Genomic DNA, 23,781 nt, shown 5'->3' with positions numbered 1-23,781 from the left:
AGGAAAGTCATGAGAAACGCCGAATACCCCGAAATCGTATCCCAAACCTTCGGCGATCCGGCCCATCCGGCGGTGTTGTTGATCATGGGCGCGATGGCTTCCATGCTTTGGTGGCCCGAAGCGTTTTGCCGGAAGCTGGCCGGCGAAGGTCGCTTCGTGATCCGCTATGACAATCGCGATACCGGCCGTTCGACCAAATACGCGCCGGGCGAGCCGCCTTATACATTCGACGACATGGCGGACGATGCTATCCGCGTCCTTGACGACCATGGAATCCGAAAGGCGCATGTGGTCGGCATGTCGATGGGCGGCATGATCGCGCAGCTCGTTGCGTTGAAATACCCGTCGCGTGTCACTTCGCTGACGGTGATCAGCAGTTCGCCCTTGGGCATCGATACGTCGCATTTGCCCGGAACCACCGAGGCCTATAGGAAACATTCGGCCGAAGGCGCGAAGGTCGACTGGTCTGACCGTGGCCAAGCGGTCGATTTCATGGTCAAAAACGCGCGTGCGCTCGCCGGCACCGCGCATCCGTTCGATGAGGCGCGGACGAGAGCGTTCGTGGAACAGGACTACGACCGGTCCGGCGGCTTTCTCAGCGCGACCAATCACTTCATGCTCAAGGGCGGCGAAGATCGGAGCGGCGAGGACTGGACGGGGCGGCTGCACGAGATGAAGATTCCGCTCCTCGTTGTCCACGGCACCGACGATCCGATCTTTCCAGCCGAGCATGGCGCCGCTCTTGCCGACGCGGTCGCCGGTGCAAGACTGGTCCGGATCAAGGGCGGCGGCCACGAGCTGCATCCCGACGATTGGGCCGCGATCATCGATGCGATCGTCGCCCACAGCCGGGCCACGTAGCAGCGGGCCGAACCTTGACACCGGATGCCCGCGAGACGAAGCACCAAAGATAGGAGCAAAAATGTCCCTGACGATGCATCTTCATCCGCTGGCCTCCTTCTGCTGGAAACCGCTGATCGCGCTCTATGAGAACGGCACGCCATTCACATCGGTCGTCGTCGATCTCGGCAACGAACAGTCGCGCGCGGCGTTCCTGAAATTGTGGCCGGCCGGCAAGATGCCGGTGCTGCGCGATGAGGCGCTGGACCGGACCGTGCCGGAATCGACGATCGTCATCGAATATCTCAACGCGTATTATCCCGGACCGGTCGAGCTGATCCCCGGCGATCTCGATCTCGCCCGTCAGACCCGGCTTGCCGACCGCTTCTATGACTTCTACGTCCAGGAACCGATGCAGAAGATCGTTGGCGACCGGCTGCGGCCGGAGGGCAAGACCGATCCGTTCGGCGTCGAGCAGGCCCGCGCCCAGCTGCGCAGCTCCTACGCCATCATTGAACAGGACATGCAGTCGAGGACATGGGCGGTGGGTGCGAGCTTCACCATGGCCGACTGCGCTGCCGCCCCCGCGCTGTTCTACGCCAACAAGGTCGAGCCGTTCGGAGACGAATATCCTGCGGTCAGGCGCTATCACGACCGGTTGCTGCAACGCCCCTCGGTTGCCCGTGTGATCGAGGAAGCGCAGCCGTATTTCAAGCTCTTCCCCTACAACAATGGCTAGAGTGGTTCATCGTTTCACGGAAACGCCGAACCGCTCTATCTCTTCCGGACGGAAAACCGCTTCACATTTTTCCTGGAATTGCTCTAGGCCCGATGCTGCATAGTTGCTCGACGCGCTGACGATGCCTCTCAGCTTCCGGGTGAACCGAGCTGCTCCGCATCCCAGAACTGGTCAAGCCAGATGTTGAGCTTCAGGAAGCCGGCATTGCTGACCGTATAGACGCGCCTGGTGCCTTCCGGCTTGGCGTTGACCAACCCCGCATCAAGCAGCACCTTCAGGTGCTGCGAAACGGCCGGGCGGGACACCGGCAAGCCGGATGCCAATTCGTTGACGGTCTTCGGTCCGCGCCGGAGCTCTTCCAAGAGATGGCGCCGGTTGGGATCGGCAATCGCCATGAAGGCGTCGGAAAGCATCATGCCTTATTTGTGGGGCAAAGCGCCTCGAATCTCAACTGTCGGCTTCAGCTTTTCTGCGCGGGTCGAGCCGCAACGCTTCCGGCGTCACCGAGCGATCGGCGGGCTGGGTCTTGAAGGCATCGCGGCCTTCGATCGGCACCGGCGCGCGACGGCTGATGCGCAGCAGCGTATAGCCAGCCAGGCTGAGATGCGCGAGCGCAGTGGCCAGGAACAGCCCCTCAGGGCGCATCCAGCCCATCAGGCCGGCGGCCACCAGCGGACCGATCATCGTGCCGAAGCCATAAAGCAGCAGCAGGCCGCCCGACACTTTGACGAAGTCCTCCGATCGCGCATGGTCATTGGCATGCGCCACCGCGATCGAATAGAGCGTGTAGGCGAAGGCGCCGTAGGCGGCGGTGCAGACGATGACGAAGACGCCGGAGCGCGGTTCGAACAGGAAGATGGCGATGGCAAACAGCGCAGCGCCGAAGGCCGCGCCCGCCAGCACGAAACGACGGTCCGTCGTGTCGGAGAGCCGCCCGGCCGGAAGCTGCATGGCGGCGCCGGCGATGACCACGAGGCTCATCATCAGCGCGATCTCGGCTGTCGAGATGCCGATGCGCGCTCCATAGACGGCACCAAGTGTACCCCAGGCGCCGTTGGCGATGCCGATCAGCACGCAAGCGATCGCCGACACCGGCGAATTGACGTAGAGCCCCTTGACGTCAAGCGACACGTCCTGCAGCGGCTTGGGGTGAGACGCCGTCGAGACCGCCGTCGGGATCAGCGACAGGCAGAACAGAATACCGGTGATCATGAACAGCGACGCCGATCTCACATCGCCGCCGGCAACGATCATCTGACCGCCCATGATCGAGGCATAGGTGACCATCATGTAGAGGCCGAAGACGGTGCCGCGGTTTTCGTTGGTGGCCTTCTCGTTGAGCCAGCTTTCGATGACCATGAAGGCGCCGGCCATGGTGAAGCCGGTGAAGGCGCGCAGCAGGATCCAGGTATATTCGTCGATAATCAGGCCGGTGAGCAGTGCGACGATCGCTCCCGATGCGGCAAAGGCGCCGAAAGCCCTGACATGACCGGCGCGGCGCACGATGCGTGGCGCAAAGAAGCAGCCGGTGACGAAGCCGCCGGCCCAAGCCGTGCCCATCAGGCCGAGCGATGCCGTCGAGAAGCCCTCCACCTGGCCGCGCAGCGGCAACAGCAGACCGTGCAATCCGGATGCCGCCAACAGGAACGCGGTGCCGCGCAGCAGCGAGAGGATCGGTCTGTAGCTTGCGAACATTTTTCAATCCGGCTGGCGTTTAGGGCACAAGTCTGGAGACAGCGGCATTCGGGCTTTTCGGCGGCGTGCCCGAGCTTTTGGAATTACCCGCAGTAACTACCCGCGGCGAAACAGCGCCTCTGCCGCCGACTTGGTCGAGCCCTTGGTCTTGAGCTCGGCTTCCAGCCGGGCGATCTCGTCGCGCAGGATGCCGATCCGTTCGGACAATTCATCGACGGAAAGCAGCGACAGATCCTGCCCGATCTCGTGCGGGCGCGCTTTCTTCTTGGGTTCGTCGTCGAAGATCGCCATCGTCGCTCCTCCGTGATTGCCCATTTGCCTGATTTGCCAATGAGCATACATAGGGCAAGGGTATGGATGCAAATGGCGGGCAAGAGCTGGCACGAGAAACCGGCGGAGCACGACGGGAAAATTCATGGCGAACGCACAGAAAATTCCGGCGAAGATGATGGCGATCGCCATATCGGAACCGGGCGGGCCGCGGGTGCTGAAACCGGAAACCCGCGACGTACCGGTTCCCGGTCCCGGCGAGATCCTGATCCGGGTGCGGGCCGCCGGCGTCAACCGGCCGGACGTGCAACAGCGCAAGGGCGCCTATCCGCCACCGCCGGGAGCGTCGGATCTGCCGGGCCTGGAAGCAGCAGGCGAAGTTGCTGCCCTTGGTGACGAGATATCGCGCTGGCGCGTCGGCGACCGGGTCTGTGCGCTGACGGCGGGCGGCGGCTATGCCGAATATGTCAGAGTGCACGCCGGCAGCGTGCTACCGCTGCCCGCCGGCTTTACCTACACCGAAGCGGCGGCGCTGCCGGAAAACTACTTCACTGTTTGGCACAATGTCTTCGAGCGCGGCGGCCTGAAGAGCGGCGAGACCCTGCTCGTGCATGGCGGCTCGTCGGGTATCGGCACCACCGCGATCCAGCTTGCTGCCGCTTTCGGCGCCTATGTCGTCACCACCGCCGGCAACAAGGAGAAATGCGACGCCTGCCTCAAGCTCGGCGCCGACCGGGCGATCAACTACCGCGAGGAGGACTTCGTCGCCGCAGTCAAGGAGGCAACCGGCGGCAAGGGTGCCAATGTCATCCTCGACATGGTCGGCGGCGACTATGTGGCGCGAAACTATGAGGCTGCAGCCATGGAAGGCCGCATCGTCCAGATCGCGACGCAGGGCGGGACGGTGGCGAGCGCCGATTTCTTCAAGATCATGGCCAAGCGGCTCGTGCACACAGGATCGCTGCTCAGGCCACGCACCGTGGAGTTCAAGGCGGCAGTTGCGGCTGCGCTGGAGGCGCAGGTTTGGCCGCTGCTCGGCACGCGCAAGGTTGCGCCGGTGATGGATACGATCTTCCCGCTCAAGGAAGCGTGGCGGGCGCATGAGCGGATGGAGGAGGGTGAGCACATCGGCAAGATTGTGCTCGATGTCGCCTGACGGCCCGCAAACAGGCTGAACGAAAGCTTAATGGTGCAATGCAACAAACGCATTGCGGCCATGCAAAAGCGTCTGTTCAATTTTTCATCGCCGATGCCTATTTACGCGGCATCAAAACGATGGAGGACTATCATGAACCCGATCCGCGCTTTCCGTAACTGGCGCATGTACAACGAAACCGTGCGCGAACTGAACCGGCTGAATGCTCGTCAGCTCAACGACCTCGGCATCAACCGCGGCGACATCGAGAGAGTCGCCCGCAAAGGGCTTTGATCTCGAGCACGATCCCGCTCGAAGACCGGGCGCTGCTTTTCGGCAACGCCGAGCCGCGGTTCGGGATCAAGCTTTAGAAGCCAGAGCCGCAGCAGACGGATTTCCGTCGCCGGTTCCGAGCCCGCCCGACCTTGGTCTGGCGGGCTTTGTCTTTTTGAAGCTTTCGACTGCATGGCGTCATCTGCCGACCCTTCGCGGTCTGCTGGTCGCGCTGCCGTGCCGTCCTTGACGCGCGCCTGCCAAAAACATTGCGAAACGGCGAGCGAGCGGTTATATAGACCGCGATTTTCCCATTTTGGTGGCTCTAAACCACCGCCCGCGCGGGAACGCGGGCGAACGAGAAGGATTTTTGTAATGGCCAATACGCTGCTGATGCCAAAGGCGACCGCCGTCTGGCTGGTTGACAACACAGCGCTTTCCTTCGAGCAGATCGCGCAGTTCTGCGGACTGCATCCGCTTGAGGTCAAGGCGATCGCCGACGGCGAGTCGGCGCAAGGTATCAAGGGCATGGACCCGATCATGACCGGCCAGCTCACTCGCGACGAGATCGCGCGCGCAGAGAAGGACCCGAACCACCGGCTGAAGCTCTCCGATCCCAAGGTGCGGGTGCCGGAATCCAAACGCAAGGGTCCGCGCTACACGCCGCTGTCGAAGCGCCAGGACCGGCCCAACGCCATCCTCTGGCTGGTGCGCAACCATCCCGAGCTCAAGGATGCGCAGATTGCCCGCCTTGTCGGCACAACGAAGTCGACGATCGACCAGATCCGCGACAGAAAGCACTGGAACTCCGCGAATCTCCAGCCGATGGATCCGGTGACGCTCGGCCTGACGTCGCAGATCGACCTCGATATGGAAATCAACCGCGCCTCGCGCGGCCGCGAGCAGGCGCAGCCGGTCGGCGATACGCTGCTGCCGGCCGCCTTGACCGAACGGCTGGTGCCGGCGCCCGAAAAGCCGAAGGACGAGGACCGCGAACTTGACGCCAACGCCGTCTTCGCCAAGCTTTCGGCGCTGAAGTCGAAGGACAAGGACGCCGACGAAGAGGAATAGGTCTGGCATCCAAAACAAAAAGCCCGCTTACAAGCGGGCTTTTTTTTGTGATCTTCCGTGTCAGCTTCGCGCTGCCCGGTCCGGCGCCATGCCGTAATCCTCGCTGCGCTCCACCGCGCGATAGAAATCGGCGAGCTGCTTGCCGCGCTCCGGCTTGAAGGTGCGGCCGGCGATGACCACCGAGGCGATGCGGTCGATGCGGAAGGCGCGGAAATCGCCGCGCATCTCACACCAGGCGACCAAGGTCCACACCTTGCCCCAGAACCACAGGCCGAGCGGGCGGATGTCGCGCGCGGTGCTGCGGCCGGCCTCATCCGAATAGTCGATGGTCAGCACCTGACGTTTCTCGATGGACCGCTCGATCAGGTCGATGGCTTCGCGGGCGGCATCGCTTACCACCCACATCGGCGTGTGGATCTCGGTACGGGCGATGCGGTCCTTTTCGGCGTCGGGCAACACGGCGCCTATCTTGACCAGCGCCTCGTCGGCGGCTCGCGCCATGGCCGCGCCACCAAACGCGCGCACCATGCGGGCGCCGGCGACCAGCGCGACGATCTCGTCACGCGTGAACATCAGCGGCGGAAGGTCGAAACCCTCCCTCATCATGTACCCGACACCGGCCTCGCCGTCGATCGGCACGCCGGTCGACTGCAGGTCTGCGATGTCGCGATAGATCGTCCGCTCGGAAACCTCGAGCCACGTGCCCAGCTTCTGAGCGGTGACCAGACGACCACCACGCAGATGCTGCACGATCTGGAAGAGCCTGTCGGCGCGGCGCATCGTATGGTCCCTCGGCGTCTATCGTTCCAGCCCTTCGCGCTTGCGCTGCGCGGCGACGAAGGCCGCGCCGAAGGACAATTTCCTCGTTGTCGGCGTGTTTGCGTCGACCACCCGCCAGAACGGCGCAACGTCGCCCAGCGCCATACCACGCTCAAGATCCTCGTTGGCGGCCTCGGCGACGGTGCGCAGATGATAGCCGATGGTGACCGGACATGTCATCTCGGCATCGTGCTCGATGGCGAGAGCGGTGCGCAAAGCGCGGATATTCATGTCCATGCCTTCGGGGATGGAGCGGATGAATGCATGGACCTGGCGAGCTGTAGGAACCAGCATCGGCTGGCCTTCGACGACGTCGCCGATGGTGCGTGGCGACGGTCTTATGCCGTTGATGCCAGGCGTGTTCAGCCTGTCGTTCCAGCTTTTCATCGATCGTCCTCTCGGCCATCCGGCTCCGGCGGCCATCGCACTATGGCACGAGCCTCCTGACACCATACTGTCAGGAGGCTTCAGCATGCCCATTTCAGCTCGTCGCCAGGTCGCATCCAAACGCCACGCAGAAAGCTTGCCTCAATTGCCGCCATTGCGGCGGTCGCCATACATGTCCGGCCAACCAATATCCTTGCGGATGTCCGCCGGCAGGGTGTTCATGAATCGCTGGGTGCGGATCTCATTGCGGATCGTCCGGATCTTGCCGACATAGTGCTGCACGCTACGCAGAATGGTAATACCGTTCATGGCTGGTCTCCTCTCTTTCGATGCAGGCACTATCGCACACCCCTGCTGACAGCAGTCTGTCAGGAGGGTGCGGCTCTCATGACCGGCGTTCCGATTTATCCATCGAAGTGACAAGGCAGTGCTGAAAAGAGGCTTGCCGCAGTGGAAGCCGGCGATCCCGGAGCCGCTTTGACAGCCAGCCGCGATGCTGATCAAAGGCTGCATGTCGAAACTTCTCGCGCTCGTCATCATCCTCATGATGGTCATCCAGCTCATCAAGCCGCTCGGCTGGCCCGGGCTGAAGCGGCGCAGCGATTTCTGGAAGCTGGCGCTGCTGGCGATGGCGGCGATTTCGATTACGGCGGTGCTCGGGCACTGGACGTAGTGCGGGCGGCCCGCTACGCGACGCCCGGTTCGTTGGCGAGCACCAGGCTGACCAGATGTTCCGCCCAGGCTCGGTAGCCGGCTTCCGAAGCGTGAAATCCATCCGATGCGAAGCCGGCATCGGCATCCGTGATCGGCAGCCGGGGCGCCGGTATGGCGCCGCGTTCGAGGCAAAGGCGCTCGCCCATCCGGTTCATTTCGACGGCGCGGATTTCGAGGATCTTGCCGAGCAGCGGCGGCATTGCCGGAGCCCGGGTGAACTCCAGCACCGGCGACCACACGACGCGCGCTTCCGGCCATTTGGCGCGCAGCGCGTAGAGCAGGCCGCCAAACTCGCGCTTGAAGCGCGGTACCGAATGAAAATTCTTGGTGTCGTTGGTACCGATGGCCAGCACGATATGCGTCCACGGATCGGCCGATAGATTGGGCAGCACATGATCGCGGATCTGGCCAGAGGTTGCCGAGTTGAAGCCGGCCGCCCGCCAGCGCACGGTGCGGCCGGTGCGTTGCGCAATCAGAACTGCCAGTTGCGCGGCCAATCCGTTTTCGGAATTGCCGATGCCTACCGAGGCGGCGGAGGAATCGCCAAGCACCAGAACCGAGATTGCTGGCGCCAGGCCAGATATCTCGTGCATGACCGGACCTTGTGCCGGCAGCATGCGGGCGGTGCGGCGACGCACGCCAAGTCCTTGCCAGACATAGACCGGAAAGGCGAGCCAGGTGAGAAGGGTCGGAAAGCGCCGCATGGCAAGTCCCTTTTAGGGCATAGCGAACAGCACTTAGCGCATGTCGGGCCGAAGACGAAAGACCTTGGGTGACCGCCTGTCGTCAATGGCAGCAGCTGTCCTGCATTTCGGGCGTATCCGCATATTCGTCGTGCAGCCGCACCCAGTCCACCAGGCTATGGTGGGGACCGGTTTCGTTGCGACCCTTCGGCGTCAGGTCGAGATAGTGATAGGCGCCGATCAGCGGATCGCCGCCTCTGGAGCGCGAGATAAAAGTCAGGAAGATGTCGCCTTTCTCGTCGCGATAGAACACGCTGGTGCCGGGAAGATCCTTCGATTGCCGCGCGCGCCGCTCGAAATTGTAGGTCGTGTCGCCGGCCGCGATCTGCTTGTCGGTGAATGACACCTGCATGTCGAAGTTGAAGTCCGAAGCGTACGACGACACCCAGTCGAATTTCCAGCCCATGCGCTGCTTGTAGGGCAGAAGCTCGGCCAGCGGCGCCCGCGCCACCACCACGAGCGAGACGTCGTGGTGCCTGAGATGCTGGTTGGCACCGTCAATGTGGTCGGCAAGGAACGAGCAGCCCTCGCAACGATAATCGGCGCCCGGCCCGAACATGAAATGGTAGACGATCAGCTGGCTGTTGCCGCCGAACAGGTCGGGCAGTTTCTTTGGCCCTTGCTCGGTCTCGAAGACATAGTCCTTGCGGATCTTCAGCCACGGCAGTTCGCGGCGTTCGGCGGCGACGCGGTCGCGAAAGCGCGTCAATTCCTTTTCGCGCGCCAGATGCGCCTTGTGCGCCTGAAACCACTCTTCCTGCGAAACGGTCTTGTTGTTTGGCATCGGTCTGCTCCTCTTTTCACGGAGGACGTTCGGCAGCGAGGAATACCGACACAGAGCTGCATTTTCAGTAGCAGGAAATTGCAGACCTTGCTGCTTTCAAACGAACCCGGGCACATGGCCCGGGTCGGAGGGAACGCAACCTGAATTCCGTCAGGCGGCTTGCTCAAGCGTCGGCTGCCATTGTCCAAGCGCTGCCAGATGGTTCATGTGGGCGCGATGGGCGAAGGCGGCCTGCGCGGCGGCGACGTTCGCTGCCTTGCCGCCCCAGGCCTTCTGCGGAGCGGCCTGCAAGGCGCGGCCGTAGGAGAAGGTCAGCTTCCACGGATGCGGGCCGATGGCGTTGATGGCATTGAGGTTGGCGGTCGCCTGCTCGTCCGATTGTCCGCCCGAAAGGAAGGCGATGCCTCCAATCGCCGCCGGCACCGTCTCGCGGAACAGTTTTATGGTCTTTTCGGCGACTTCCTCGGGGCTGCTGACCTTGCCCGATTTCTTGCCGGCAAGGACCATGTTCGGTTTCAGGATGGTGCCTTCGAGGACGACGCGGGCCGCATAGAGCTCGGTGTACAACTTTGTCAGCGTCGCCTTGCTGATCTCGTAGCAGGTGTCGATGTCGTGGGCGCCGTCCATCAGCACCTCCGGCTCGACGATCGGCACGATGCCGGCCTCCTGGCAAAGCGCGGCGTAACGGGCGAGCGCATGGGCATTCGAGCCGATCGACGTGGCGGAAGGCACGCCCTTGGCAACATCGATGTCGATCACCGCGCGCCATTTGGCGAAGCGGGCGCCGAGCTTGTAATAGTCGGCAAGGCGTTCGCGCAGGCCGTCCAGGCCTTCGGTGATGGTGTCGCCGGGAAAGCCGGCCAGCGGCTTGGCGCCGGCATCGACCTTGATACCGGGGATAGCGCCTGATGCCTTGATGATGTCGACCAGCCGTGTGCCGTCGGCGGCCTTCTGGTGAATGGTCTCGTCGTAGAGGATGACGCCGGAAATGTACTTGGTCATTGCATCGCTGGCGCGGAACATCATCTCGCGATAGTCGCGGCGGCTGTCGGCGGTCGACTCGACGCCGATGACGTCGAAGCGCTTCTTGATGGTGCCGGAGCTCTCGTCGGCAGCCAGCAGGCCCTTGCCATTGGCCACCATCGCGGCGGCAATGTCCTCGAGACGTTCGCTCATCGTGCTTCTCCTGAAAGAATTGATCCGCGCCCAGCAGACCACCAGAGCAACGCAGGTTCAAGTCGAACCATTTCGCCGGGTAAGCGCGAATCGATTGAAAGTCGCGGGCGCACTCCTTCGCGCTGCTCTTGCGGCCGATCTCAGCGCTTCAAGACGTCGACGCCGGGCAACGGCTTGCCTTCCATCCATTCGAGGAAAGCGCCGCCGGCCGTCGAGACATAGGTGAAATCATCGCTGACGCCGGCATGATTGAGCGCCGCCACCGTATCGCCGCCGCCGGCGACCGAGACCAGTCTGCCGGCCCTGGTGCGCGCTGCCGCGTGCCTGGCCGTCGCCACCGTTGCATGGTCGAACGGCTCGATCTCGAAGGCGCCGAGCGGCCCGTTCCAGACCAACGTCGCGGCGCGGTCGATCCATTCGGCAATGGTTTTCACGGTTTTCGCGCCGACATCGAGGATCATGCCGTCGGCCGGCACGTCTGCTATGGCGACGGTCTCGTTGGCGGCGCCGGCCCTGAACTCCCTGGCGACAACGCCGTCGGCGGGCAGGATGATGGCGCAGCCGGCCTCGGCTGCCTCGATCATGATCTGCTTGGCGGTGGTCGCGAGATCATGCTCGCACAAGGATTTCCCGACGTCGGTGCCGCGCGCCGCTAGAAACGTATTGGCCATGCCGCCGCCGATGACCAGCGCGTCGACCTTCTTCACCAGGTTCATCAACAGGTCGATCTTGGTCGAGACCTTGGCCCCGCCGACGATGGCGACAACCGGACGGACAGGATTGCCGAGACCCTTTTCCAGCGCATCGAGCTCGGCCTGCATGGTGCGCCCGGCGAACGCCGGCAGCACATTCGCCAGGCCTTCCGTGGACGAATGGGCGCGGTGCGCAGCGGAGAAGGCGTCGTTGACGAAAATGTCGCCGTTGGCGGCGAGCTTTTCGGTGAAGGTCGGGTCGTTCTTCTCCTCAGCTTTGTAGAAGCGGGTGTTCTCGAGCAGCAGCACGTCGCCGTTATTCATGGCAGCAACGGCATTTGCCGCCTTGTCACCGATGCAGTCGGAGGCAAAGCCAACCGGACGGCCGAGCACGTCCGCCGTCGCCTTGGCGATCGGCTCGAGCGAGAATTCCGCCGCCGGTCCATCCTTGGGGCGGCCGAAATGGGCAAGCAGGATGACCTTGGCGCCCTTGCCGGAGAGCTCGGCGATGGTCGGCGCAATGCGCTCGATGCGGGTGGCGTCGGTGACCTTGCCCTCGGTGACGGGAACGTTGAGGTCGACACGGACCAGCACACGCTTGCCGCTGATATTGCCGATGTCGTCCAGTGTCTTGAAGCCGGCCATGCTGATCCCTTTCGCGAAAAATCGCGGGGACCTTACCCCGCATCGACGACGATGCAAGACCTGGCTAACGGTTCGCCGAAAATATGATTCACGTGTCGAGGACGAAGTGCCCACGGGGAGCAAGATGGCAGCAATGGCGCGAAACGCACCGACATATGGCTTACCGATTGCGCACCACGATGCATGCGCCGCCCACGCTGTGCAGTTTCTGGCAAATATCGTCGGCCTTGGCTTTGGTGTCGGCGCCGATCCGCACCGCATAGATGCCGCGCCTGCCGATCGGTGTGCGCACCCGGCTGACCACCGGATCGCGACCGCTGAGCAAGGCTGGAAACCGGCGCTTCACGTTGCTCCACTGGTTGAGCGCCGCGGCGCGACGGAAATTCCCGGCCACCTGCACCCCCCACGGCTTGATGTTGATCGACGACATCGGCACGGTTCTGGACATGATCACCGGCAGCTCGCGGCAAGCGGCAGCGAAACTCGCCTTCTTGTCGAGCGGCCGGATGACGCCGGCGTAGGCGGTATTGGTGAAGTTGTCGGCCGGCTCGCCCATGACGTCCAGAACGTAGCTTTCGGTCTCCATCGGCAAGAAGCCGCCGGAATTCAGCCAGCGCGTCACCCGGCTCTCGCCGGCATTGTAGGCTGCGGCGGCGAGGCCGAGATTGCCGAAACCGGATTTCATTTCGGCGAGGTATTTTGCCGAGGCCGGGATCGCCTGTTCGATGTCGAAGGAATTGGCGAGCCCGCGCATCCTGGCGGTGCCCGGCATGAATTGGGCGATACCCTCAGCGCCGACGGGGCTGACCGCATTGGGATCGAAACGGCTTTCCTTCCAGATCAGCCGGGCAAAGAAATCCCGGGGCAGGCCGTTCTGGTCGGCATGCGTCTCGATCAGGTTGCAAACCTGGTCGATCAGCTTCTTTTTGGCGGGCCGTGGTGGATCGGCCTGAACGGCTGTCGCCCAGATCAGCCCGCAAATGACAACCAGCGCCGCGCCCAGCAAACGCCGCATCGAACTACTCCGCCGCGGCTTTGCCGTGTTGCCCGAACCGCCGTTCGATATAGTCGGCGACCATCTTCTCGAAATCCGCGGCAATCGATGGGCCGCGCAGGGTCGCCGCCTTCTTGCCGTCGACGAACACCGGGGCGGTCGGCATCTCGCCGGTGCCGGGCAGCGAAATGCCGATATCGGCATGTTTGGATTCGCCCGGACCGTTGACGATGCAACCCATCACCGCGACTTTGAGGTTCTCGACGCCGGGATATTGTTCACGCCACACCGGCATGTTCTTGCGCAGGTCGGCCTGGATATTCTGGGCAAGCTCCTGGAACACGGTCGAGGTCGTGCGGCCGCAGCCCGGGCAGGCGGCGACGATCGGCACGAACTGCCGGAAGCCCATGGTTTGCAGCAGTTCTTGCGACACCTGCACTTCGCGTGTGCGGTCGCCGTTCGGCTCCGGCGTCAGCGAGATGCGGATGGTGTCGCCGATGCCTTGCTGGAGCAGGATGCCCATGGCAGCGGACGAGGCGACGATGCCTTTCGAGCCCATGCCGGCCTCCGTCAGGCCGAGGTGCAGCGCATGGTCGGATCGGGTGGCAAGCTCGGTGTAGACGGCGATCAGATCCTGCACGCCGCTGACCTTGGCCGACAGGATGATTTTCTCGCGCGCAAGGCCGATCTCTTCGGCCATTTCGGCCGACAGGATCGCCGACTGCACGATTGCCTCGCGCGTCACTTCCTGCGCGGTCAGCGGAAAGCCTTGGGCCTGGTTGTCATCCATCAGCCGGGTCAGCAGCTCCTGGTCAAGCGAACCCCAGTTGACGCCGATGCGCACCGGTTTGTCGTATTTGATCGCCATCTCGACGATCGCCGCGAACTGCCGGTCTTTCTTGTCCTTGAAACCGACATTGCCGGGATTGATACGGTATTTGGCCAGTGCCTCGGCACAGGCCGGGTGGTCGGCCAGGAGCTTGTGGCCGATATAATGGAAATCGCCGACCAGCGGCACGTCGATGCCGAGCCGTTCCAGCCGCTCCCGGATGGCCGGTACGGCGGCAGCGCTTTCGTCGCGATCGACGGTTATGCGCACGATCTCGGAGCCGGCGCGATGCAGCGCCGCCACTTGCGCGACCGTCTGGTCGACATCGGCCGTGTCGGTGTTGGTCATCGACTGGACGACGACTGGGGCGCCGCCGCCGACCATCACGCCGCCGACGTCGACACCGACCGACCTGCGGCGCGGGAAGGGTGAGGAAAAATATCCGGTCATGCCGGCTGCCTTTAATCTTGAAGGTCCGGGCATGAGGTGGAGGAGCAAAGATGGCTTGTCAATGGCGACTGGCGCGCAGGCCTAGCAAATCGGAAATAACAAGACGGCAGCTTGCCGCGAATCCATAGCGGTTTCCGGCAGCATAGCGATGCCACCGGAAAGATCGCGCGCCGGGCGGCGCTTCTAGTCCTGGAAGGGCTTCAGTGGGTCGTCGGTTTCGCCTTCAGTTTTTCAATCTCGTCCTTGAGCGCCAGCTTGCGCCGCTTGAGATTCACGATTTCGAGGTCGTCTACCGATGGATGGGTCATCGCATCATCGATTTCGCGTTCGATGTCGCCGTGTTTCCGCTGCAGCTCATCAAGATGGGATGCAAGAGACATGATTGGTTCTCCCTTTCATGGTTTCCTCGGATTGCAGCCGTCATGGCACGTCCACCGCAGGCTCGCTTCTGTGACGGCAGAATGACAGTGTGCCACCATCGCGCACCGATGTCGAATGCTGCGTGGTAGCATTCCACGCCAATATGAAATGTGATATGGGCTGCGCGCCGGTGCAAGAAGACCCGGTCCCGCCCAATCAGGCCCATAGTTTGGGCGCCGCAGACGTGCAGACGGTAAAAATGTCCGATCAGGAACAGGCAGATATCCGCCTCGAATATTCCCGGCTGAAGCAGGAACACGCCGATTTCGACGCCGCCATCAATGCGATGATCGCGATGAATTGCGACCCGCTGCAGATCCAGCGCATGAAGAAAAAGAAGCTCTTCCTTAAGGACAGGCTGATGGCGCTGGAAGACAAGATCATTCCAGACATTATCGCTTGAACGGACGCCGGCGCTGGCCTGCTGGAAAGGCGGCCTATGCCGCGATCGAAAGCCGCGCGGCGCGCTCGAGCAACAGCTCTATCAGGTCATCGGTCTTTTCGGTCGAGGTATCGATGGGAACCACCAGGCACATCGTCGCCTCGACCCTGCCCGGCGCTGAAAAGACCGGTGCGGCCAGACATTTCGTGTAGGCATCGACAAGGCCGGAGGTGACGCAGTAGCCGGCCGACTTGGCGACGGCGATGTCGTCTATGAAATCGTCGAGCTGCAATCTGCGGCCGTCCGGCAGCACGAGATCGTCCTCGGAGACCATATCCTCAATCGCTGCCCTGTCGAAGCCGGCGAGGAGCAGTCGCCCGGAAGCTGTCCAGGGGAGCGGTATTTGCAGACCGGTCGCCGAGCTGATCCGGAATGGCCTCGTTCCCGGGCTTGAATGGACGATGGTGTAGCGGCCGCTTTGCAGCATGCACAACTCCGAGGTCTCGCCGGTCTCGCGTGACAGATGGTCGACTTCCTGGCGCCCTCGCCTGAGCAGGTCGTTGCCCCGCACATAGTCCATTCCGTAGAGGTAGAGCTTCTTTCCGAAATAGACCCGATTGCCGTCCCCGGCCATTTCCAGCAGGCCTGCGTCGACCAGCGAGCGCACCAGCGTATAGGTCGTCGACCGCGGTGCATTCACCCCTCTGGCAAGGTCGCCAATGCCGATCGCACGCTGGGTCGTGTGGAGAAACTCCAGAATCTGGAGGACCCGGTTGAGGCCCTTCTCCCGAGAACCCGAGTTCTTGTCTTCGTCCAGACCGGCGTCCGGTCGAGCGGCCAAGGCATTGCCATCTTGCATTATCGATTCCTGATGTTAATCTGTCTTGTACAGAGTACAGGCGTCTCTTGTAAGGGACAATGACGTCAGTTGCAACCGATGCCTGTACTGCTGATCCAAAGGGGAACACAACACGAAAGGAGGTCGCCGTGAACGACACATCCAAAAGGCGTGAATTTCTGAAACTGGGAATGGCCGGGCTTGCAACGGCCGGAGTGATGAGCGCCGCTACCGCGGTCGACGTTCAGAAAGCGGCGGCCCAGGCAGCGCCGGACAGCCTGCTGCGCACCGTCCTCGAGCGCGGCAAGGTAATCGTCGGCACCGGCAGTACCAATGCGCCCTGGCATTTCGAGAACGACGCCGGCGAACTGGTGGGCATGGACATCACCATGGGTCGCATTCTCGCCAAGGGGCTTTTCGACGATCCGACCAAAGTGGAATTCGTCATGCAGGATCCGGCTCAGCGCATTCCAAACGTGACCACCAACAAGGTCGACATCACCATCCAGTTCATGACCATGACCGCCCAGCGCTCGCAGCTGATCCACTTCTCCCGACCCTACTACGTCGAAGGCATCGCCTTGCTGACCCTTCCGAACGCCGAAAACAAGACCTTCGACAAGCTGCTTGCCGGCGGTTCGGCGACGCGGATTTCCATCCTGCAAAATGTCGATGCCGAGGCTAACGTGCATATCGTCCTGCCGGAGTCGCAGGTGATGCAGATAGACACGCAGGCCAACGTGCTGCAGGCCTTGGAATCGAAGCGCGTCGACGCCGCCGCGGTCGATCTGTCAACGGTGCGCTGGCTCGCCTCGCGCAATCCGGATAAGTACTTCGATGCCGGCAAGAGCTGGTTCTCGATGCTTTATGGTGCCGCGCTGCGGCAGGGCGACCTCGACTGGCTGACCTTCGTCAACCAGACCTTCACCATCGCCATGTTCGGCCATGAAACGGCACTCTACGACGCTGCGTTCAAGGATTATTTCGGACAGGAGCCGCCGGCGCGCCATCCCGGTTTCCCGGTCATTTGATGCAAGCAGGCGGAAGGACAACGTCCTTCCGCCTTCTCTCATCACAGCCCTCCATGACGAGGACGCATGGGTTATACTCTCAACTTCAACCTTATCTGGCGGCATTTCGACAAGCTCTGGGGCGGACTGCTGCTAAGCCTCGAACTTGCCGTCATCTCGATCGCGATCGGCATCGTCATCGGGCTCGTTCTGGCGGTCTGGTACGTGTCGGCCGGACGTGCGGTGCGGACCATCATCGCGGGGTATGTCGAGTTCATCCGCAACGTGCCGCTGATCCTGCTCGTCTATCTGGTCTTCTACGGCTTGCCGACGGTGGTCGACATTGCCTACAGCGCGCAAACCTCATTCATTGCCACGCTGTCGCTCTACAGCGGCGCCTACCTGGTCGAGGTGTTTCGCTCGGGGCTCGAGGCGGTGCCGCGCGGTCAGCTCGACGCCGGCAAGGCAATCGGCCTGACGCCATGGCAAAGGCTGCTCGATGTGCGCCTGCCGACGATGCTGCGCATAACCCTGCCGGCGCTTTCCAACACATTCATATCGCTCTTCAAGGATACGTCCGTGGCGTCGGTCATCTCGGTACCCGAACTCACCTATGGCGCCCAGTGGATCAACTTCAACACGTTCCGCATTGTCGAAGTCTATCTGGTGGTGACGGCAATGTACCTGTTGACCGGCTACACGCTGCTTTTCGCGCTGCGGCTCGTCGAGCGCCGGTTCAAGGCGGCGCGCTGACATGCTGAGCCAGATCATCTACGCCTTGCCGTTCCTCGCCGAAGGCTTTGCCGTAACCTTGTGGGTGTCGCTGCTGGTCGTGGTGTTATCGCTCATCGCCGGCGTGCTGATGGGCGTCGGCCTTGTCTATGGTCCTTTTCCGCTGCGCTGGGCAGTGCGCATCTTCAGCGACACCATACGCGGCATTCCGATCCTGGTGCTAATCTTCTTCGTCTATTACGGCCTGCCCGCGGTGGGGCTGCATCTGGAATCCTTTTGGGCGGCCGTGTTCGCCCTCACCCTCTTCAAGACCGCACAAGTCGTCGAGTATCTCAGGGGCGCCGTCGGCTCGATTCCCAAGGGTCAGTCCGAGGCGGCGATGGCGATCGGACTGACCTTTCGCCAGCGGCTGGTCTACGTCATTTTTCCGCAGGCGTTCAGGCGCTTCCTGCCACCCTGGATCAATGGCGTCACCGACGCGGTGAAGGGCAGCGCGCTGGTCTCGCTGCTCGGCATCACCGACCTCATGCAGGCAATCAACCAGGTCATCGGCCGCACCTATGAGGCGATGCCACTCTACATTCTCGGTGCGCTCGTCTACTTCGCCGTCAACTACGCCCTCTCCTTGGCCAGCCGGCGCCTGGAGCGGCGTTTCTCCTTCATCCGGGAATAGCACGATGTCCAACGCCTCGCACCAGAATCCGGCACTTCTCGATGTCACCGAGGTTTCCAAAGCCTTTGGATCCGTCGAGGTCCTGCGCTCCGTCAGCCTGCAAGTGACACGCGGCGAGGTCGTGACTATCATCGGCCCCTCCGGCAGCGGCAAGACCACGCTACTGCGCTGCGTCAATTTCCTGGAGAGCTACGACAGCGGCTCGATCCGTATCGACGGCAAAGAAGTCGGCTATCGCGAGACGGGAACACGCCAGCGACGCAGCGAGCGCGACCTGGCGGCGATGCGAGCCGAGACCGGAATGGTGTTCCAGAGCTTCAATCTGTTTCCGCATTTGACTGCGGCCGGCAACATCATGCTTGGCCTGCGCAAGGTGCGCGGCAAGAGCAATGCCGAGGCCCGCACCATTGCCGAGCACTGGCTCGGCCGCGTAGGCCTCGCCCACAAAGCCGACAGTCTGCCGGCCGAGCTTTCCGGCGGCCAGCAGCAGCGCGTCGGCATCGCCCGCGCCGTGGCGATGGAGCCGAAGATATTGCTTCTCGACGAGATAACCTCGGCGCTCGACCCCGAACTGGTTGGCGAGGTGCTCGAGGTCGTGCGCAGCCTCGCCGAAGACGGCATGACGATGCTGATGGTCACGCATGAAATGGCTTTTGCGCGCGACGCATCGAGCCGCATCGTTTTCATGGCGGATGGCGGCGTCAGTGCCGTCGGACCACCCGCCGAGATTCTGGCGGCGGGGTTCGACAATGAACGCCTTCGCAGTTTCCTGGCGCGGTTTCGCGCCTCGCATTTTTGACATCGGACGGCGAAAGCTGTCGCAAGGAGCTTTTATGACGCCTTACATCCGGCTCGCGGAATTGGGCCTGACACTGCCCGAGCCGCCGAAGCCCATCGCCAACTTCGTCACCTATGCCGAGAGCGGACGGCTGATCTTCCTCTCCGGCCAGGGGCCGTTGCGCGCCGATGGCGCGCTCTGCACCGGCAAGGTCGGAGAGGATGTCAGCGTTGAAGAGGCTTACGGGCATGCGCGTCTGACCGGCCTGAACCTGCTCGCCGTCATGCATGCGGCGGCCGGCGACCTCGGCCGCATCGTGCGCGTCGTCAAGCTGCTTGGCTTTGTCAATGCGACGCCGACATTCGGCGAGCACCCCAAGGTGGTGAACGGCTGTTCCGATCTTTTCGCGGCCGTCTTTGATACGCTTGGCGGACATGCCCGTTCCGCGATCGGTGTCGGCTCGCTGCCGGGCAACATCACAGTTGAAATCGAGGCCGTCGTCGAGATCGCCGCCTGAAATCTTAAACAGGATCTACAGAGATGACGACCTATGCCGCTGACCGTTCCAACACGACAATCCGCGAACGGCTTGGCCTTCGCCCAATCATCAATGTCTCCGGCACGATGACGGCACTCGGTGCTTCGATCATCGTGCCAGAAGCGATTGCCGCAATGTCGGAAATGGCCTCGCAATGGGTCGAGATGGACGATCTGCAGCGCGCCGCAAGTAGGGTGATTGCACGCCTTACCGGCGGCGAGGCCGGCTTCATCACCGCATGCTGCGCCAGCGGCATAACAATGGCGATTGCCGGCGCGATGACCGGGACCAGCCTTCTTGCGATCGAGCGGCTGCCGGACGACACCGAGGGCCTCAAATCGGAGGTCATCGTTCAGCTTGGTCACATCGTCAATTATGGCGCGCCGATCGACCAGTCGATCCGGCTTGCCGGAGCCAAGGCAGTGCCTGCCGGCACGGTCAGCGTCACCCAGGATTATCATGTTGCCGAGGCGATCCGGGACCGGACGGCGGCAGCCCTCTACGTCGTTGCGCACCACACCGTGCAATACGGCATGCTCTCGCTTGAGGAGTTCTGCGAGATTTGCCACGCCAAGGGCGTGCCGGTGATCGTCGACGCCGCCTCGGAATACGATTTGCGTGGCTTTCTGGCGCGCGGCGCCGACATTGTTGTCTACAGCGGGCACAAATTTCTCTCAGGGCCGACAAGCGGCATCGTTGCCGGCCGCAAGGATCTGGTACGGGCCGCCTATCTTCAGAACCGGGGCGTTGCGCGCGCCATGAAGGTCGGCAAGGAGAGCATTGCCGGCACTATGGCGGCCCTGGAAGCCTGGGAGCGGCGCGACCATGCCGGCATTCGCCAGCGGGAAGACGCCGCACTGCATCTGTGGCAAACCGCATTGCAGGGCCTGCCTGGCATCGAGGCACGTGTCATTCCAGATCCGACCGGAAATCCTCTCGACCGCCTGCAGGTGTTTGTTGCGCCGGAAAGCCGCTTCACCGCCGCCGGCCTCGCCTCGGCGCTTGCGGCGGGTTCGCCGCCCGTGATCGTGCGCAACCACGAGGTCGAGCGCGGTCACTTCTTCCTTGATCCGTGCAATCTCCATCCCGGCGAGGCGGACATCGTTGCCGAACGCCTGCGGGCGGTGTTGAGTGCTGCCGATCGGCCCGCGGATGCGATGAAACCCGCTCGAAAGCAATCCGCCGGAGCGCTGCGCTGGCCGGACTAGACATCGCCAGAGCGTGGTCGAGCCAGTGCCTTCCAGCGCCGGCTTCGCATCGGCCAGTGCGCCATCACGGCAGTGTGAATGAACTTTTAGCCTTCGGGCGGAATAAACCACCCCGCCCATTGGTCTCCCAAACAGACGCCATTTCCGGCGTGCAGGAGACCGGTATGACCCACCACCACGACAATGAAGCTGACGGCATCAGCCGCCGTCATGCACTGGAATGCATGATCTGGGCCGGCACGGGAGTGCTGTGGACAATTTCGGCCGGCGTGCCGGTTTCGCTCAGCCTGCTCGGTGCGTCGCAAGCCGCCGAGGCCTTGGCCACCGGCTTCACTTTCCTCCAGATCTCCGACAGCCACATCGGCTTCGACAAGGCTGCCAACCCGCACGCCATCGACACGCTGAAGGAGGCCATCGGCAAGATCCAGGCGTTGCCGCAAAAGCCCGCTTTCATGATCCACACCGGCGACATCACCCATTTGTCGAAAGCCGCGCAGTTCGACAACGCTGCCCAGATCATCGGCGGCGCAGGCTTCGACGTGCATTATGTGCCCGGTGAGCACGACCTGATCGATGACGGCAATGGCCGGGCCTATCTCGACCGCTACGGCAAGGGCACCAAGGGCGCCGGCTGGTATTCGTTCGACCAGAACGGCGTCCATTTCATCGGCCTGGTCAACGTCGTCAACCTGAAGGCTGGCGGGCTGGGCAATCTCGGCGCCGACCAGTTGGCATGGTTGGCCGATGATCTGAAGGCGGTCACCGCCTCGACGCCAATCGTCGTCTTTGCCCACATCCCGCTATGGGCTGTTTATCCCGAATGGGGCTGGGGCACCGACGACGCGGCGCAGGCCTTGGCCCTGCTCAAGCGCTTCGGCTCTGTCACCGTACTCAACGGCCATATCCACCAGATCATGCAGAAGGTCGAAGGCAACGTTACCTTTCATACCGCGCGCTCGACCGCTTTCCCGCAACCGGCGCCGGGCACCGCAGCCTCACCCGGGCCGATGACGGTACCTGCCGGCCAGTTGCGCAGCCTGCTCGGCACAAGCAGCGTGACAGTCAAGCAAGGCGGGCAGGACCTCGCCATCATCGACAGCACGCTGGCCTGAGGGGAAATGCGATGATCCGCTTCCCATCCCGCGTCTTGGTCGTATCCCCTGTCACGTTCGGTTTGGCGGCGATCCTGATAATGGTTGCCATGCCACTGAACGCAGCAGACCAGCCAATGGTCAAGATCGAGAACTTTGCCTTCACACCGGCGGTGCTGACGGTAAAGCAGGGCACTACCGTGACCTTCGAGAATGACGACGACATCCCGCATCTGGTGGTCGCCAACGATGCCTCGTTTCGCTCCAAGGCGCTTGACACCGGTGACACATATGCCTTCACCTTCACCAAAGTGGGCGACTATGCCTATTTCTGCGGGCTTCACCCGCACATGCAGGGCAGGATCACCGTCGCTCCGTGAGGATTTTCGGAAGGTTCTGCCCGGGATGCCGGGCGATGCGACGGTGTTGAACCAAGAGGCCGTGACCGAGCGCTTTCGCGAGGTGGTTCTGCCCCATCTCGCGGATGCGCTTGCGCTCGCCCGCTGGCTGACCGGCAACGCCGCCGACGCGGAGGATGTGGTGCAGGAGGCCTGTTTGAAGGCGCATGCGGGCATCGCCGGCTATGCCGGCGGCAATGCGCGCGCCTGGCTGCTGGCGATCGTGCGCAACGCCTCTTACTCCTGGCTGGCGCGCAACCGGCCGCGCAGTATCGTCGCCGTCGGCGACCTGAGCGACCTCGATGACATGACGGCTGCACATGGCGCCGGCCTGCCGGATACGGCTAGTCCTGAGGCAAGCCTGATCGCCAAGGCCGACACGGCCGCACTCGAGGCGGCGATCGCCGCGCTGCCGCACCAATTTCGCGAGACTGTGGTGCTACGCGACATCAACGGCCTCAGCTATCGCGAGATCGCGACGCTGCTTGGCGTGCCGCTAGGCACGGTGATGTCGCGGCTGGCGAGGGCGCGCGGTCTGCTGATATCCCAACTTGGGAGGGCGCCATGAGCGCGCACAACGATGGACTGCCCGATGACCCGGCGGGCGTGGAACTGATGATCCATGCCTTGGTCGATGGCGAGCTCGACGCAGCAGCAGCATTGGCTGTCGAGCGACGCATCGCGGCCGATCCGGCGCTCGTCGCCGAGCATGCCCGCATCGCTGCGCTGCAGACGGTCGTCAGCGGGCTGCCGAGGCTCGATGTCCGTGAGGATTTCAAGGCTCGCATCGCTGCAATCGGGACAGCCGGTACGGAGAAAGTGCTGCCGGCGCCGGCGCCCGCCGCTCGAGTGCCGCCGGCACACAGAGCGGTGCACCGATTTGGCGCGTTCGACTGGCGCGCGCTGGCGGCGTCGATCATCGTTACCGCCGTGCTGGCCAGCGGTGCGACGCAATGGATGATGCTGAGCAGGGCGCCCGACAGCTTTGCCGCCGCGGTCGCCAGCGGCCATCGCCGCAGCCTGCTGGCAGCCAGCCCCGTGGACGTCGTCTCGTCGGACCGGCACACGGTCAAACCCTGGCTGGATCGCAGGGTCGGCCTGTCGCCGCCTGCGCCAGACCTTGCCAATGACGGTTTCGCATTGCTCGGCGGCCGGGTCGAGGTGATCGCCGACCAGCCGGTGCCGGCACTGGTCTACCGCCATCGCGAGCACCTGATCACCCTCGTCGCCGCGCCACAGCAAACCGGCTCGACAACCGCGCCGGTCGATCTTTCTGCCGGTGGCTTCTCGCTGGTGCACTGGAGCGACGGCGCCTTTTCCTATTGGGCGATTTCCGATACGGAACGGCCTGAACTTGACGACTTCGTCAACCGCTTCCGAGCAGCGGCCGCCCTATGACAGACCGCCCCTGTCCATGTGCGTAGCCACGGAGACGGCACAAGCGGCTTTGCCGTTTC

31 protein-coding genes are annotated in these 23,781 nt (G+C 63.0%); 17 read left to right on the top strand and 14 right to left on the bottom strand.

What is annotated here, in order from left to right; translation table 11 throughout:
• Nucleotides 1-9 precede the first annotated feature (9 nt).
• On the top strand, nucleotides 10-861 hold the full coding sequence (locus NKI16_RS19680) for an alpha/beta fold hydrolase (protein WP_023678499.1): 852 nt from the start codon (nucleotides 10-12) through the stop codon (nucleotides 859-861).
• A 61-nt stretch (nucleotides 862-922) separates the two neighbouring features.
• On the top strand, nucleotides 923-1,579 hold the full coding sequence (locus tag NKI16_RS19675; RefSeq protein WP_352457946.1) for a glutathione S-transferase family protein: 657 nt from the start codon (nucleotides 923-925) through the stop codon (nucleotides 1,577-1,579).
• A 128-nt stretch (nucleotides 1,580-1,707) separates the two neighbouring features.
• Here the strand turns inward: NKI16_RS19675 and NKI16_RS19670 are convergent, their stop codons facing one another.
• From NKI16_RS19670 to NKI16_RS19660, 3 genes are all read right to left on the bottom strand, one after another.
• Nucleotides 1,708-1,995: an ArsR/SmtB family transcription factor gene (locus NKI16_RS19670; RefSeq protein WP_023678497.1), complete on the bottom strand. Its 288-nt coding sequence runs from the start codon at nucleotides 1,993-1,995 to the stop codon at nucleotides 1,708-1,710.
• Between the two features lie 31 nt (nucleotides 1,996-2,026).
• Nucleotides 2,027-3,274 (bottom strand): MFS transporter, encoded by a 1,248-nt coding sequence (locus tag NKI16_RS19665; protein ID WP_023678496.1) that lies wholly within the window; start codon nucleotides 3,272-3,274, stop codon nucleotides 2,027-2,029.
• A 96-nt stretch (nucleotides 3,275-3,370) separates the two neighbouring features.
• Complete coding sequence (locus NKI16_RS19660) at nucleotides 3,371-3,565, bottom strand: DUF1192 domain-containing protein (protein ID WP_023678495.1); 195 nt, start codon at nucleotides 3,563-3,565, stop codon at nucleotides 3,371-3,373.
• A 124-nt stretch (nucleotides 3,566-3,689) separates the two neighbouring features.
• Here NKI16_RS19660 and NKI16_RS19655 point away from each other — a divergent pair, with 124 nt between their 5' ends.
• From NKI16_RS19655 to NKI16_RS19645, 3 genes are all read left to right on the top strand, one after another.
• Nucleotides 3,690-4,700 (top strand): NAD(P)H-quinone oxidoreductase, encoded by a 1,011-nt coding sequence (locus tag NKI16_RS19655; RefSeq protein ID WP_036238914.1) that lies wholly within the window; start codon nucleotides 3,690-3,692, stop codon nucleotides 4,698-4,700.
• 132 nt (nucleotides 4,701-4,832) lie between these two features.
• Entirely contained in the window at nucleotides 4,833-4,973 is a 141-nt protein-coding gene (locus tag NKI16_RS19650; RefSeq protein WP_352621537.1) for a DUF1127 domain-containing protein, read from the top strand.
• 354 nt (nucleotides 4,974-5,327) lie between these two features.
• The gene (locus tag NKI16_RS19645; RefSeq protein WP_292655650.1) at nucleotides 5,328-6,023 is read left to right on the top strand and encodes a DUF1013 domain-containing protein; all 696 of its coding nucleotides are present in this window, start codon (nucleotides 5,328-5,330) and stop codon (nucleotides 6,021-6,023) included.
• Between the two features lie 60 nt (nucleotides 6,024-6,083).
• On the opposite strand, the gene NKI16_RS19640 is transcribed toward NKI16_RS19645, so the two are convergent.
• The 3 genes from NKI16_RS19640 to NKI16_RS19630 form a co-directional block, all read right to left on the bottom strand.
• Complete coding sequence (locus NKI16_RS19640; protein ID WP_023678491.1) at nucleotides 6,084-6,803, bottom strand: helix-turn-helix transcriptional regulator; 720 nt, start codon at nucleotides 6,801-6,803, stop codon at nucleotides 6,084-6,086.
• A gap of 18 nt (nucleotides 6,804-6,821) precedes the next feature.
• A complete protein-coding gene (locus NKI16_RS19635; RefSeq protein ID WP_023678490.1) occupies nucleotides 6,822-7,229 on the bottom strand; it encodes a hypothetical protein in 408 nt (135 codons plus the stop codon).
• Between the two features lie 141 nt (nucleotides 7,230-7,370).
• Entirely contained in the window at nucleotides 7,371-7,538 is a 168-nt protein-coding gene (locus NKI16_RS19630) for a hypothetical protein (protein ID WP_023678489.1), read from the bottom strand.
• Between the two features lie 202 nt (nucleotides 7,539-7,740).
• Between NKI16_RS19630 and NKI16_RS19625 the strand changes: the two genes are divergently transcribed.
• The gene (locus NKI16_RS19625; protein ID WP_352454847.1) at nucleotides 7,741-7,902 is read left to right on the top strand and encodes a hypothetical protein; all 162 of its coding nucleotides are present in this window, start codon (nucleotides 7,741-7,743) and stop codon (nucleotides 7,900-7,902) included.
• Between the two features lie 13 nt (nucleotides 7,903-7,915).
• Here NKI16_RS19625 and NKI16_RS19620 read toward each other — a convergent pair whose 3' ends face one another.
• The 7 genes from NKI16_RS19620 to NKI16_RS19590 all read right to left on the bottom strand — a co-directional run bounded on the left by NKI16_RS19620 (nucleotide 7,916) and on the right by NKI16_RS19590 (nucleotide 14,636).
• Nucleotides 7,916-8,647: an SGNH/GDSL hydrolase family protein gene (locus NKI16_RS19620; RefSeq protein WP_023678487.1), complete on the bottom strand. Its 732-nt coding sequence runs from the start codon at nucleotides 8,645-8,647 to the stop codon at nucleotides 7,916-7,918.
• Between the two features lie 82 nt (nucleotides 8,648-8,729).
• Nucleotides 8,730-9,470, bottom strand: a complete 741-nt coding sequence (locus tag NKI16_RS19615) for a DUF899 domain-containing protein (protein WP_023678486.1) — start codon at nucleotides 9,468-9,470, stop codon at nucleotides 8,730-8,732.
• 150 nt (nucleotides 9,471-9,620) lie between these two features.
• Nucleotides 9,621-10,646: a class I fructose-bisphosphate aldolase gene (locus tag NKI16_RS19610; protein ID WP_352782411.1), complete on the bottom strand. Its 1,026-nt coding sequence runs from the start codon at nucleotides 10,644-10,646 to the stop codon at nucleotides 9,621-9,623.
• 140 nt (nucleotides 10,647-10,786) lie between these two features.
• Nucleotides 10,787-11,983: a phosphoglycerate kinase gene (locus tag NKI16_RS19605; protein WP_352634159.1), complete on the bottom strand. Its 1,197-nt coding sequence runs from the start codon at nucleotides 11,981-11,983 to the stop codon at nucleotides 10,787-10,789.
• A gap of 160 nt (nucleotides 11,984-12,143) precedes the next feature.
• Nucleotides 12,144-12,998, bottom strand: coding sequence for a lytic transglycosylase domain-containing protein (locus tag NKI16_RS19600; protein WP_352634161.1), 855 nt, complete (start codon nucleotides 12,996-12,998; stop codon nucleotides 12,144-12,146).
• Between the two features lie 4 nt (nucleotides 12,999-13,002).
• A complete protein-coding gene (ispG, locus tag NKI16_RS19595) occupies nucleotides 13,003-14,256 on the bottom strand; it encodes a flavodoxin-dependent (E)-4-hydroxy-3-methylbut-2-enyl-diphosphate synthase (protein ID WP_352782410.1) in 1,254 nt (417 codons plus the stop codon).
• Between the two features lie 200 nt (nucleotides 14,257-14,456).
• Entirely contained in the window at nucleotides 14,457-14,636 is a 180-nt protein-coding gene (locus tag NKI16_RS19590) for a YdcH family protein (protein ID WP_023678481.1), read from the bottom strand.
• Between the two features lie 239 nt (nucleotides 14,637-14,875).
• On the opposite strand from NKI16_RS19590, the gene NKI16_RS19585 reads away from it, so the two are divergent.
• Nucleotides 14,876-15,079 carry a YdcH family protein gene (locus NKI16_RS19585; protein ID WP_023678480.1) on the top strand — a complete coding sequence of 68 codons (204 nt, stop codon included), beginning with the start codon at nucleotides 14,876-14,878 and terminating at the stop codon, nucleotides 15,077-15,079.
• A gap of 34 nt (nucleotides 15,080-15,113) precedes the next feature.
• Here NKI16_RS19585 and NKI16_RS19580 read toward each other — a convergent pair whose 3' ends face one another.
• Nucleotides 15,114-15,917, bottom strand: a complete 804-nt coding sequence (locus NKI16_RS19580; protein ID WP_352589863.1) for an IclR family transcriptional regulator — start codon at nucleotides 15,915-15,917, stop codon at nucleotides 15,114-15,116.
• 128 nt (nucleotides 15,918-16,045) lie between these two features.
• Here NKI16_RS19580 and NKI16_RS19575 point away from each other — a divergent pair, with 128 nt between their 5' ends.
• The 10 genes from NKI16_RS19575 to NKI16_RS19530 all read left to right on the top strand — a co-directional run bounded on the left by NKI16_RS19575 (nucleotide 16,046) and on the right by NKI16_RS19530 (nucleotide 23,722).
• Entirely contained in the window at nucleotides 16,046-16,927 is an 882-nt protein-coding gene (locus NKI16_RS19575) for a transporter substrate-binding protein (protein ID WP_031212143.1), read from the top strand.
• Between the two features lie 66 nt (nucleotides 16,928-16,993).
• Complete coding sequence (locus NKI16_RS19570) at nucleotides 16,994-17,659, top strand: amino acid ABC transporter permease (protein ID WP_023678477.1); 666 nt, start codon at nucleotides 16,994-16,996, stop codon at nucleotides 17,657-17,659.
• Nucleotide 17,660: 1 nt separating this feature from the next.
• Nucleotides 17,661-18,311 carry an amino acid ABC transporter permease gene (locus NKI16_RS19565; protein WP_023678476.1) on the top strand — a complete coding sequence of 217 codons (651 nt, stop codon included), beginning with the start codon at nucleotides 17,661-17,663 and terminating at the stop codon, nucleotides 18,309-18,311.
• A gap of 4 nt (nucleotides 18,312-18,315) precedes the next feature.
• Nucleotides 18,316-19,110, top strand: a complete 795-nt coding sequence (locus NKI16_RS19560) for an amino acid ABC transporter ATP-binding protein (protein WP_023678475.1) — start codon at nucleotides 18,316-18,318, stop codon at nucleotides 19,108-19,110.
• A 34-nt stretch (nucleotides 19,111-19,144) separates the two neighbouring features.
• On the top strand, nucleotides 19,145-19,606 hold the full coding sequence (locus NKI16_RS19555) for a RidA family protein (RefSeq protein WP_352574784.1): 462 nt from the start codon (nucleotides 19,145-19,147) through the stop codon (nucleotides 19,604-19,606).
• 23 nt (nucleotides 19,607-19,629) lie between these two features.
• A complete protein-coding gene (locus NKI16_RS19550) occupies nucleotides 19,630-20,835 on the top strand; it encodes an aminotransferase class V-fold PLP-dependent enzyme (protein ID WP_352782407.1) in 1,206 nt (401 codons plus the stop codon).
• Between the two features lie 164 nt (nucleotides 20,836-20,999).
• A complete protein-coding gene (locus NKI16_RS19545; protein WP_352782405.1) occupies nucleotides 21,000-21,947 on the top strand; it encodes a metallophosphoesterase family protein in 948 nt (315 codons plus the stop codon).
• Between the two features lie 116 nt (nucleotides 21,948-22,063).
• Nucleotides 22,064-22,306, top strand: coding sequence for a cupredoxin domain-containing protein (locus NKI16_RS19540; RefSeq protein WP_502896695.1), 243 nt, complete (start codon nucleotides 22,064-22,066; stop codon nucleotides 22,304-22,306).
• Nucleotides 22,307-22,331: 25 nt separating this feature from the next.
• Nucleotides 22,332-22,892, top strand: coding sequence for a sigma-70 family RNA polymerase sigma factor (locus NKI16_RS19535; protein ID WP_502897610.1), 561 nt, complete (start codon nucleotides 22,332-22,334; stop codon nucleotides 22,890-22,892).
• Nucleotides 22,889-23,722, top strand: coding sequence for an anti-sigma factor family protein (locus NKI16_RS19530; RefSeq protein ID WP_352782404.1), 834 nt, complete (start codon nucleotides 22,889-22,891; stop codon nucleotides 23,720-23,722). Before NKI16_RS19535 ends, NKI16_RS19530 begins: the two co-directional genes overlap by 4 nt.
• Nucleotides 23,723-23,781: the final 59 nt, after the last annotated feature.

The sequence above is a fragment of the Mesorhizobium sp. M0698 genome, from assembly GCF_040320455.1.
Taxonomy (GTDB): domain Bacteria; phylum Pseudomonadota; class Alphaproteobacteria; order Rhizobiales; family Rhizobiaceae; genus Mesorhizobium.
Note: the sequence above shows the minus strand (reverse complement) of the source record. Positions and strands in the feature narration are given on the sequence as shown.

Bases quoted from the DNA above. Each gene is read 5' to 3' on its own strand.
- NKI16_RS19670 (WP_023678497.1), bottom strand. From the start codon at position 1,995: ATGATGCTTTCCGACGCCTTCATGGCGATTGCCGATCCCAACCGGCGC.
- NKI16_RS19590 (WP_023678481.1), bottom strand. From the start codon at position 14,636: ATGTCTCTTGCATCCCATCTTGATGAGCTGCAGCGGAAACACGGCGAC.
- NKI16_RS19675 (WP_352457946.1), top strand. From the start codon at position 923: ATGTCCCTGACGATGCATCTTCATCCGCTGGCCTCCTTCTGCTGGAAA.
- NKI16_RS19560 (WP_023678475.1), top strand. From the start codon at position 18,316: ATGTCCAACGCCTCGCACCAGAATCCGGCACTTCTCGATGTCACCGAG.
- NKI16_RS19635 (WP_023678490.1), bottom strand. From the start codon at position 7,229: ATGAAAAGCTGGAACGACAGGCTGAACACGCCTGGCATCAACGGCATA.
- ispG (WP_352782410.1), bottom strand. From the start codon at position 14,256: ATGACCGGATATTTTTCCTCACCCTTCCCGCGCCGCAGGTCGGTCGGT.
- NKI16_RS19570 (WP_023678477.1), top strand. From the start codon at position 16,994: ATGGGTTATACTCTCAACTTCAACCTTATCTGGCGGCATTTCGACAAG.
- NKI16_RS19640 (WP_023678491.1), bottom strand. From the start codon at position 6,803: ATGCGCCGCGCCGACAGGCTCTTCCAGATCGTGCAGCATCTGCGTGGT.
- NKI16_RS19655 (WP_036238914.1), top strand. From the start codon at position 3,690: ATGGCGAACGCACAGAAAATTCCGGCGAAGATGATGGCGATCGCCATA.
- NKI16_RS19565 (WP_023678476.1), top strand. From the start codon at position 17,661: ATGCTGAGCCAGATCATCTACGCCTTGCCGTTCCTCGCCGAAGGCTTT.
- NKI16_RS19645 (WP_292655650.1), top strand. From the start codon at position 5,328: ATGGCCAATACGCTGCTGATGCCAAAGGCGACCGCCGTCTGGCTGGTT.
- NKI16_RS19660 (WP_023678495.1), bottom strand. From the start codon at position 3,565: ATGGCGATCTTCGACGACGAACCCAAGAAGAAAGCGCGCCCGCACGAG.
- NKI16_RS19530 (WP_352782404.1), top strand. From the start codon at position 22,889: ATGAGCGCGCACAACGATGGACTGCCCGATGACCCGGCGGGCGTGGAA.
- NKI16_RS19605 (WP_352634159.1), bottom strand. From the start codon at position 11,983: ATGGCCGGCTTCAAGACACTGGACGACATCGGCAATATCAGCGGCAAG.
- NKI16_RS19665 (WP_023678496.1), bottom strand. From the start codon at position 3,274: ATGTTCGCAAGCTACAGACCGATCCTCTCGCTGCTGCGCGGCACCGCG.
- NKI16_RS19625 (WP_352454847.1), top strand. From the start codon at position 7,741: ATGTCGAAACTTCTCGCGCTCGTCATCATCCTCATGATGGTCATCCAG.
- NKI16_RS19620 (WP_023678487.1), bottom strand. From the start codon at position 8,647: ATGCGGCGCTTTCCGACCCTTCTCACCTGGCTCGCCTTTCCGGTCTAT.
- NKI16_RS19545 (WP_352782405.1), top strand. From the start codon at position 21,000: ATGACCCACCACCACGACAATGAAGCTGACGGCATCAGCCGCCGTCAT.
- NKI16_RS19650 (WP_352621537.1), top strand. From the start codon at position 4,833: ATGAACCCGATCCGCGCTTTCCGTAACTGGCGCATGTACAACGAAACC.
- NKI16_RS19680 (WP_023678499.1), top strand. From the start codon at position 10: ATGAGAAACGCCGAATACCCCGAAATCGTATCCCAAACCTTCGGCGAT.
- NKI16_RS19600 (WP_352634161.1), bottom strand. From the start codon at position 12,998: ATGCGGCGTTTGCTGGGCGCGGCGCTGGTTGTCATTTGCGGGCTGATC.
- NKI16_RS19540 (WP_502896695.1), top strand. From the start codon at position 22,064: ATGGTCAAGATCGAGAACTTTGCCTTCACACCGGCGGTGCTGACGGTA.
- NKI16_RS19585 (WP_023678480.1), top strand. From the start codon at position 14,876: ATGTCCGATCAGGAACAGGCAGATATCCGCCTCGAATATTCCCGGCTG.
- NKI16_RS19555 (WP_352574784.1), top strand. From the start codon at position 19,145: ATGACGCCTTACATCCGGCTCGCGGAATTGGGCCTGACACTGCCCGAG.
- NKI16_RS19630 (WP_023678489.1), bottom strand. From the start codon at position 7,538: ATGAACGGTATTACCATTCTGCGTAGCGTGCAGCACTATGTCGGCAAG.
- NKI16_RS19615 (WP_023678486.1), bottom strand. From the start codon at position 9,470: ATGCCAAACAACAAGACCGTTTCGCAGGAAGAGTGGTTTCAGGCGCAC.
- NKI16_RS19550 (WP_352782407.1), top strand. From the start codon at position 19,630: ATGACGACCTATGCCGCTGACCGTTCCAACACGACAATCCGCGAACGG.
- NKI16_RS19535 (WP_502897610.1), top strand. From the start codon at position 22,332: ATGCCGGGCGATGCGACGGTGTTGAACCAAGAGGCCGTGACCGAGCGC.
- NKI16_RS19580 (WP_352589863.1), bottom strand. From the start codon at position 15,917: ATGCAAGATGGCAATGCCTTGGCCGCTCGACCGGACGCCGGTCTGGAC.
- NKI16_RS19610 (WP_352782411.1), bottom strand. From the start codon at position 10,646: ATGAGCGAACGTCTCGAGGACATTGCCGCCGCGATGGTGGCCAATGGC.